This is a genomic window from Cupriavidus sp. HMR-1 (assembly GCF_000319775.1).
GTDB lineage: Bacteria > Pseudomonadota > Gammaproteobacteria > Burkholderiales > Burkholderiaceae > Cupriavidus > Cupriavidus metallidurans.
This window is the reverse complement of record NZ_ANKP01000071.1, coordinates 45,402-53,123: the sequence shown is the minus strand read 5'-3', so window position 1 is coordinate 53,123 and position 7,722 is coordinate 45,402. Positions and strand designations below refer to the sequence as shown.

7 protein-coding genes are annotated in these 7,722 nt (G+C 64.9%); 2 read left to right on the top strand and 5 right to left on the bottom strand.

The genetic code is table 11. The annotated features are described in order from the left end of the window. Nucleotides 1-93: 93 nt before the first annotated feature. Nucleotides 94-1,041 (bottom strand): tRNA (adenosine(37)-N6)-dimethylallyltransferase MiaA, encoded by a 948-nt coding sequence (gene miaA / locus D769_RS10960; RefSeq protein WP_008644973.1) that lies wholly within the window; start codon nucleotides 1,039-1,041, stop codon nucleotides 94-96. A 17-nt stretch (nucleotides 1,042-1,058) separates the two neighbouring features. Then, the gene (gene mutL / locus D769_RS10955; protein ID WP_008644972.1) at nucleotides 1,059-3,017 is read right to left on the bottom strand and encodes a DNA mismatch repair endonuclease MutL; all 1,959 of its coding nucleotides are present in this window, start codon (nucleotides 3,015-3,017) and stop codon (nucleotides 1,059-1,061) included. Between the two features lie 137 nt (nucleotides 3,018-3,154). On the opposite strand from mutL, the gene D769_RS10950 reads away from it, so the two are divergent. Continuing rightward, entirely contained in the window at nucleotides 3,155-3,802 is a 648-nt protein-coding gene (locus D769_RS10950) for a VTT domain-containing protein (protein WP_234818943.1), read from the top strand. 30 nt (nucleotides 3,803-3,832) lie between these two features. Here the strand turns inward: D769_RS10950 and D769_RS10945 are convergent, their stop codons facing one another. Beyond that, nucleotides 3,833-4,681, bottom strand: a complete 849-nt coding sequence (locus D769_RS10945; RefSeq protein ID WP_008644968.1) for a SirB1 family protein — start codon at nucleotides 4,679-4,681, stop codon at nucleotides 3,833-3,835. Between the two features lie 13 nt (nucleotides 4,682-4,694). After that, nucleotides 4,695-6,245 (bottom strand): murein biosynthesis integral membrane protein MurJ, encoded by a 1,551-nt coding sequence (gene murJ / locus D769_RS10940; protein WP_008644966.1) that lies wholly within the window; start codon nucleotides 6,243-6,245, stop codon nucleotides 4,695-4,697. A gap of 388 nt (nucleotides 6,246-6,633) precedes the next feature. Here murJ and rpsT point away from each other — a divergent pair, with 388 nt between their 5' ends. After that, complete coding sequence (gene rpsT / locus D769_RS10935; protein ID WP_008644962.1) at nucleotides 6,634-6,900, top strand: 30S ribosomal protein S20; 267 nt, start codon at nucleotides 6,634-6,636, stop codon at nucleotides 6,898-6,900. A 182-nt stretch (nucleotides 6,901-7,082) separates the two neighbouring features. Here the strand turns inward: rpsT and D769_RS10930 are convergent, their stop codons facing one another. Further along, on the bottom strand, nucleotides 7,083-7,388 hold the full coding sequence (locus D769_RS10930; protein ID WP_008644961.1) for a DUF3579 domain-containing protein: 306 nt from the start codon (nucleotides 7,386-7,388) through the stop codon (nucleotides 7,083-7,085). Between the last annotated feature and the right edge of the window lie 334 nt (nucleotides 7,389-7,722).

The window sequence follows — 7,722 nt, the reverse complement described above, 5'->3', positions numbered from 1 at the left end:
GCGGCGGGGCGGATGGTGAACGTGGTCATCTGGGGCGGGCGGAAAGCAGGCCAAAAAGGTTTGAGCGACGATTATCTTCCACTCCGCACGCCGTCACCACCCCGCCGCGTCGGCAACCCTTGCAACGTAGTCTGGCGCCAGGCAGTCGATGCCGATGCGCTCCGGGGTGCTGCGCAACCAGGTCAGCTGTCGCTTGCATAGCTGGCGCGTGGCGGCGATGCCGCGCTCACGCATCGTCGCGAAGTCGCAGTCGCCATCGAGGTATTCCCACACCTGACGATAGCCCACGCAGCGGATCGACGGCAGACCCAGGTGGAGGTCGCCGCGCGCGCGCAGGCGCTCCACTTCCTCGATCAACCCGCCTTTGAGCATCGCGTCGTAGCGGTCGGCAATGCGCGCGTGCAGCACGGCGCGGTCCGACGGCTCCAGGGCGATCACGCGGTAGCGTGCGTCGGCCGCACCCGTGAACGTGCGTGCGTCGGCTTGCCGTGCCAGCAGCGCGGACATCGGCTGACCGCTGAGGCGATGAATTTCCAGCGCGCGCTGGATGCGCTGGGCATCGTTGGGCGCGAGCCGCGCCGCCGTGACGGGGTCGACCTCGGCCAGCATCGCATGAAGCGCCGGCCAGCCGCGCTCGGCCGCCAGCGCGTCGAGTTCCGCGCGCACCGTGGCATCGGCCTGAGGCAGGTCGTTGAGCCCTTGCGTTAGCGCCTTGTAATAGAGCATCGTGCCGCCGACGATCAGCGGCGTGCGGCCGCGTGCGCGGATCTCGCCGATCAGCCGCTCGGCGTCGGTCACGAACTGCGCCGCTGAATAGCTTTCGAGCGGATCGATGATGTCGATCAGGTGATGCGGCACGCTGGCCAGTTCCTCGCGCGTGGGCTTGGCCGTGCCGATGTCCATCTCGCGATAGACCAGCGCTGAATCGAGGCTGATGATCTCGACCGGCGTGCGCGCGGCCAGTTCGAGCGCGGCCGCCGTCTTGCCCGATGCGGTGGGGCCGAGCAGGCAGACGACGGGCGGGTGGGACTGTGCGGACATCTTGAAGCTGGGGGAGATTACTGGCCGCGCAGGAACAGGCGGTCGAGTTCCGCAACCGTCAACTGCACCCATGTCGGGCGGCCGTGGTTGCACTGGTCGGCGCGCTCGGTCTGCTCCATCTGGCGCAGCAGGGCGTTCATCTCTTCTACGGTCAGCTTGCGATTGGCGCGCACGGCGCTGTGGCAAGCCAACGTGGCCAGCAGTTCATTCTGGCGCTCGGCCAGCACGCGCGAACCGCCGTAGGCCTGCAGGTCGCGCAGCACGTCGCGGGCCAAGGCTTCGGTATCGGCCTGCTTGAGGAGTGCGGGAATCGCGCGCACGGCGAGCGTCGTGGGGGATACGGGCTTGATGTCGAAGCCGAGCAGTCGCAGCGTTTCCTGATGTTCTTCGGCTGCGCCGATTTCCACCGGACTGGCCGGCAGCGTCACCGGAATCAGCAGCGGCTGCACCGCCAGTTCGCGCGCGTCGAGGGCGGTCTTGATCTGTTCGTACAGGATGCGCTCGTGAGCTGCATGCATATCGACCAGCACGAGCCCCCGGGCGTTTTGCGCCAGCACATAGATGCCGTGTAGCTGCGCCACTGCGTAACCGAGCGGATGATCGTCGTCGCCTTCGTCTGCCGCGGGCAGGGTGGAAGGCTGCAGCGGTAATCGATCGAGCAGGCCCGGCGGTTCGTCTGCGCGTGCTGCCTGTGCGTCGGCCAACCAGGCCGGTGGCTGTGGTGAGGGTTGCCAGGGCCGCGCGCCACCTTGCCCGGCGGCGTCGCGGACCATGCCCAGATAGGCTTGACGCGGCTGCGCGATACCAAGCTCGGTCTGGCGGCCTGCCGAATAATTGACCCACTGCGGCGCGGCGCCCGGCGCACCCGGCGCGCCGCCTGGACGGGCCGCAGGCATCGAAGGCCGTCCTGCCTCATCGGCGATCTCCGAATGCAGGCTGTCGCCTTGCTCGCCGGCCTGGCGTGCCAGGCATCGCTGCACTGCGTGATAGACAAACTGGTGCACCGCACGCGATTCGCGGAAGCGAACCTCGATCTTGGAAGGGTGAACGTTCACGTCGACCAGTTCGGGCGGCAGGTCCAGGCAGATCACATACGATGGGAATCGGTCCCCATGCAGCACGTCCTGATAGGCGCTGCGTACAGCATGGTTGAGCAGCTTGTCGCGCACGAAACGGCCATTGACGAAGAAATACTGCTGGTCCGGCCGGCCTCGCGATGCGGTGGGCAGTCCGGCAAAGCCATAGAGGTGCAGCGCGTCGGCCTGTTCGTCGAGCGGCAGGCGGGCGCGCGCGAAGTCGCTGCCGAGCACCTGCGCCGTGCGCGTGGCCACGTCACCGGCATTCCAGTGCTCCAGCGGCTTGCCGTTGTGATGCACCGAAATCGTGACGTCGGGCCGTGCCAGCGCGGCGCGGCGGATCATCTCCAGGCAATGCCCCAGCTCGGTTTGTTCCGATTTCAGGAACTTTCTACGGGCTGGCGTGTTGAAGTACAGGTGCTGCACGTCGATCATCGTGCCAACTCCGCCTGAAGCGGGTTGCAGATGGCCTGTGTCGGCGCTGATCTGGGTGGCGTGCGTGGCGGTGGCCGTGCGGCTGGTCAGCACGAGATGGGAGACCGAGGCAATCGAGGCCAGCGCCTCGCCGCGGAAGCCCAGTGTCAGGACCGATTCGAGTTCGTCCAGCGAGGCGATCTTGCTGGTGGCGTGGCGCATCAGCGCGACGGGCAGTTCGTCGGCGGGGATGCCGCAGCCGTTGTCGGTGATGACGATGCGTCTCACGCCGCCTTCCTCGAGCCGGATACCCAGTTGCGTGGCGCCGGCGTCGAGTGCGTTCTCGAGCAGTTCCTTGACGACCGACGCGGGCCGTTCCACCACTTCACCGGCGGCGATCTGGCTGATCAGCTGGTCCGGCAGCGGGCGAATGGGGCGGTTGGGTTGGGCGGTGCGAGGATGGGTACGGTCGGCTTCGGCAGGCATGTGGGCGATTATACGTGCGCGAGGACACGAATTCGGCACAGTCCTGGGCACTTTTCCGGGCGCCAGGTGACGGATCAAACCGGGCGCTCTTGTATGATGTGGACCTTCATTGAATGGGGACAAATTTGGATACCGCATTGCAACTGCTCGACATGGTTCTCCATGTCGACAAATTCCTCGGACAGTTCGTCCTGGACTATGGCGTCTGGGTCTACGGCATCCTGTTTGCGATCGTCTTTGCCGAGACCGGGCTGGTGGTGCTGCCCTTCCTGCCGGGCGACTCGCTGCTGTTCATTGCCGGCGCGATGTGCGCGACGGGCGCGATGAACGAATGGGTGCTGGCGGGGCTGCTGCTGGTGGCGGCCGTGACCGGCAATACGGTCAACTACATGGTCGGGAGCTGGATCGGGCCGAAGGTATTTGACCACCAATGGCGATTCCTGGACCAGAAGGCGCTGCTCAAGACGCACATGTTCTACGAGAAGCATGGCGGCAAGACGCTGGTGATGGCACGTTTTATCCCGATCGTGCGCACGTTCGCGCCGTTCGTGGCCGGTGTGTCGCAGATGACGTTCGCGCGATTCCAGCTGTTCAATGTGATCGGCGCGGTGATCTGGGTGTTCGGCCTGGTATTCGCCGGTTACTTCTTCGGCAACCTGCCGTTCATCAAGCAATACCTGAACCTGATCGTGCTGGCTGGTATTGGCGCGGCCGTGGTGCCGCTGGTGCTGGGCGGGTTGTGGAAGCTGGTGCGTGGCAAGGCGCGCGATACGCGCGCTTCCTGAGCGGGGCGGGGCCGGATGGGCCTGCAGCCGTTAGTTGAGGCTGCGGCTCATCATCCGCAAGGCCGGCATCCGATCGCGGATCTGCGTCGAGTCGGCCGCATCCGGGCGGGCCTGGACATAGGCTTCCAGGTCCTCCAGCGCCGGGCGGAAGCATTCCAGGTTGGCATACGCCAGCCCCCGGTCGCGTACTTCCTCGATCGAGTCCGGCAACAGGATCACCAGGCGGTTCTGCACCGCCAGCAGCCGCTGCCAGCGTGACTCCTGCAAATAGATCGCCTTCAGGTTGCGCAGCATCCGCGCGATGATCTCGCGATGGCTGGCCGTTTGCAAAAACAGGCCAAGCGGCACTTCGCTCGAATTGGTGATCCCCTCGCGCTCGAGATAGGGGTCGAGCATTTCCTGCAACTGTTCCTTCGACAGCGTCTCGCCGGTCAGCGGGTCGAGCACGACCTCGCCCGCCGGAATCGTCATGCGAACCAGGAAGTGGCTGGGGAAGGCAACACCCTTGAGCGGCAGGCCGATCTGCTGGCCGAGTTCCATGTAGAGGACGGCCAGCGAGATCGGAATGCCCCGGCGCTGCTTGAGCACCACGTTCAGGTACGAGTTGTCCGGGTCGTAGTAGTCGTTCGCGTTGGGGCCGAAGCCGAGATCGCGGTAGAAGAAATGATTGAGCAGGCGCAGGCGCTGGATGGCCGCCGTCCCCTCCGCGATCCGGCGCTTCAGGCGCAGGGCCAGAACATCCAGGGCTGCCAGTTCGGCTTGCAGGTCCAAGTCAGGATAGGCGTCCTGGGCGATCGCCAGCGCGGTCTCGGTGAGCGGGATCGCGTCGTCGTCGGCCACGAGGCTGGCGAAGTAGTCCAGGACTTTCGTGGAGGTCATGGCGGGTTCCTGACTAGCCCGCGCGGCGCCGGAAGGAGGAGTAGCGCAGGCCCATGAGCCACAGTGTACCGAAGTAGACCGTCGCCGCAAGTACCAGGCAGGCGCCCATCAGCGCGATGCGCAACCCCGGGGTGGCGCCCAGCGCGATCCAGTCGAAGTTGCGTGCGAACCAGAGCAGCATGCCCGACAGGATCAGCATCGCGGCCACCAGTCGCAGCAGGAACAGGCCCCAGCCCGGCGCCGGGTGGTAGTAGCCGCGTCGGCGCAGGCCGTAGAACAGCAGCAGGGCGTTCACCGTGGCGCCAAAGCTGATCGACAGCGGCAGGCCCGCGTGCTGGAGCATCGGCACGAACACATAGTTGGATGCCTGCGTGATGATCAGCACGAGAATGGCGATCTTGACCGGCGTCCGGATGTCCTGGCGCGCGTAGAAGCCCGGCGTCAGGATCTTGATCAGAATCAGCGCAAGCAGCCCGACGCCGTAGGTGGTCAATGCCTGCTGCGTCATTTCGACCGCATGGGCGTCGAACCGGCCATAGTGAAACAGTACCGACGTGATCGGCGTGCCGAACAGCATCAGTCCGGCCGCGCATGGCAGCGCCAGCAGGAACGTCAGGCGCAGGCCCCAGTCGAGCAGGCCGGAGTATTCCTCGCGATTGTCCTCGGCGCTTGCCCGCGACAGGCTAGGCAGCAGGATCGTGCCTAGCGCGACGCCGAGCAGCGCGGTGGGGAATTCCATCAGCCGATCGGCATAGGTGATGTACGACACCGCGCCGGCTCCGAGTCGCGACGCGATATTGGTATTGATGATCAGGCTGATCTGCGCCACCGATACGGCCAGCAGCGCCGGCAGCATTTGCGTGATCACGCGGCGCACGCCAGGGTTTGCCCAGGCGGCGCGCAGGTTGAGCGACACACGCGGCATCACGCCGAGCTTGCGCATCGCGGGTACCTGGATCACCAGCTGCAGCACGCCACCGACCAGCACGCCCCACGCCTGCGCGTAGATTGGCTGGCTCATGTGCGGGCCCACGAACAGGGCGGCCACGATCAGGCAGAGGTTCAGCAGGACGGGCGTGAACGCTGGCACGGCGAAGTTGCGCCAAGTGTTCAGGATGCCCGAGGCCAGGGCCACCATCGAGATCAGGCCAATGTACGGGAACATCACGCGCGTCATGAAGACGGCGGCGTTGTAGGTTTCGGAGTCGCCACGGAAGCCGGTGGCGACCACCGTCATGACGATCGGCGCGCCGATCACCCCGAGCAGCGATACTGCGGCCAGCACCCAGGTCATCACCGTGGCCACGGCATCCACCAGGCTCATGGTCTCGTCATGGCCGCGCTTGCCGTGGTACTCGTTCAGGATCGGCACGAAGGCCTGCGAGAACGCGCCTTCGGCAAAAATGCGGCGCAGCAGGTTGGGGATGCGGAACGCCACGTTGAAGGCGTCGGTCATGTCCGAGGCGCCAAAGGCACGGGCGATCAGGATTTCGCGCACCAGGCCGGTGATGCGGGAGAGCATCGTCAGGCTGCTGATGGTGGCAAGCGCTTTGAGCAGGTTCAAGATGAGAATTCGGGGAAGCGTGAGGCCGGCGTGCGGTCTGCGCCGGGGCGGCAAACGGGTTTGAGACGCTCGGCCGGCCGTAAAGTTGCCGCGACACCACGCTTCCTGCGCGGCTGCGACTGCTCATGTGGCGGGTATTATACGGATGCAGCCTTGCGGATCGACCGTGACTTGCCCCCGTACGGCGGGGCAGGGGCGGGCGTGGTGCGACAGGTACGGGTTGTTCTTGCCTGTCCTGTTGCGATGTGTGTATAATCGCCGATTCGCAAGGACAGTCGCGTTCCGGATTCGTTTGTCCGAACATCCCGGGTCGCAGATGTGACTTAATTGTTGCGTCCCATTTTGTTGCGTCGCCCCGGGCGCGCATTCTGAATTCAGGAAGAGATACATGGCAAATTCCGCACAAGCTCGCAAGCGCGCGCGCCAAGCCGTCGCCGCGAACGCCCACAACTCCAGCCTGCGCTCGCGCCTGCGCACTGCCGTCAAGGCCGTTCGCAAGGCTATCGACGCTGGTGACAAGGCCGCTGCTGCTGAGATCTACAAGCAGTCGCAAGTCGTGATCGACAGCATCGCCGACAAGAAGATCGTGCACAAGAACAAGGCTGCACGTCACAAGTCGCGCCTGTCGGCCGCCATCAAGGCCATGGCTGCCTGATAGCTGCCTGGGTCACTCCGGTGACCCTGTGGTACAAAAAAAGCTCGTCATTGCGACGAGCTTTTTTTGTTTTCCGGCTACTGATTCCGGCTTCGGGTCCGCTTTCCTTCCCCTTGCTTCCTGTTGGGTTTGCCTGACGGCTCTGTCCGGGCCGCGCCTGCCGCGACCCGTGCTCCCGTCGCTTATTCGCCGAACGAGCAGGCTTCGACGACCTGGAGGTTGTTATCGCGCGCGAAGTTCAGGACGAAGTCGAGCGCCTTGGGCTCGATATCCCGCAGGCGGGTGTCCACCACAACGTTCTTGACCCCGGCCACGATCATCGGTCGCACATACGGCGAGTAGGTCAGGCGAGGGTCGCCGGTGTCGCCCTCGGGGCGAAATTGCGCCATCACCCCGCACAGTCGCTCAGCCCAGTCGCTCGGGCGGAAGGTCTTGCCTTCCTTGGTCACACCTTGGATGAAATATTCGCGAACTTGGGGGGTCGTCATGGGACTGCGGGGATCTGCTTGGTGACTCGACGGTAAACCCGCTTCAACGGGCGCCCGTTTGACGCATCCGGAGCGCAAAGGTTCTCGCGCATCCGGGCTGGAGCAGCAGGGCGGTGGTGTCGGCGGGGGCACTTTTGATGCCGGCGGCGGGCGGTGGCATGGGTATGCCGGGCCCCGCGTGAATCAGCGAGTATTATATCTTATATAAGAGTTGCGCATAGCGGGAAATCCTGTCGGAAACCTGTCAATGGGGGCCCCGGCGCGTGTCGCCAGTGGGCGCTACGGGCTCGCCAAAGCAGGAATAATCCCTTATGATTCTTGCAATTACATTGCG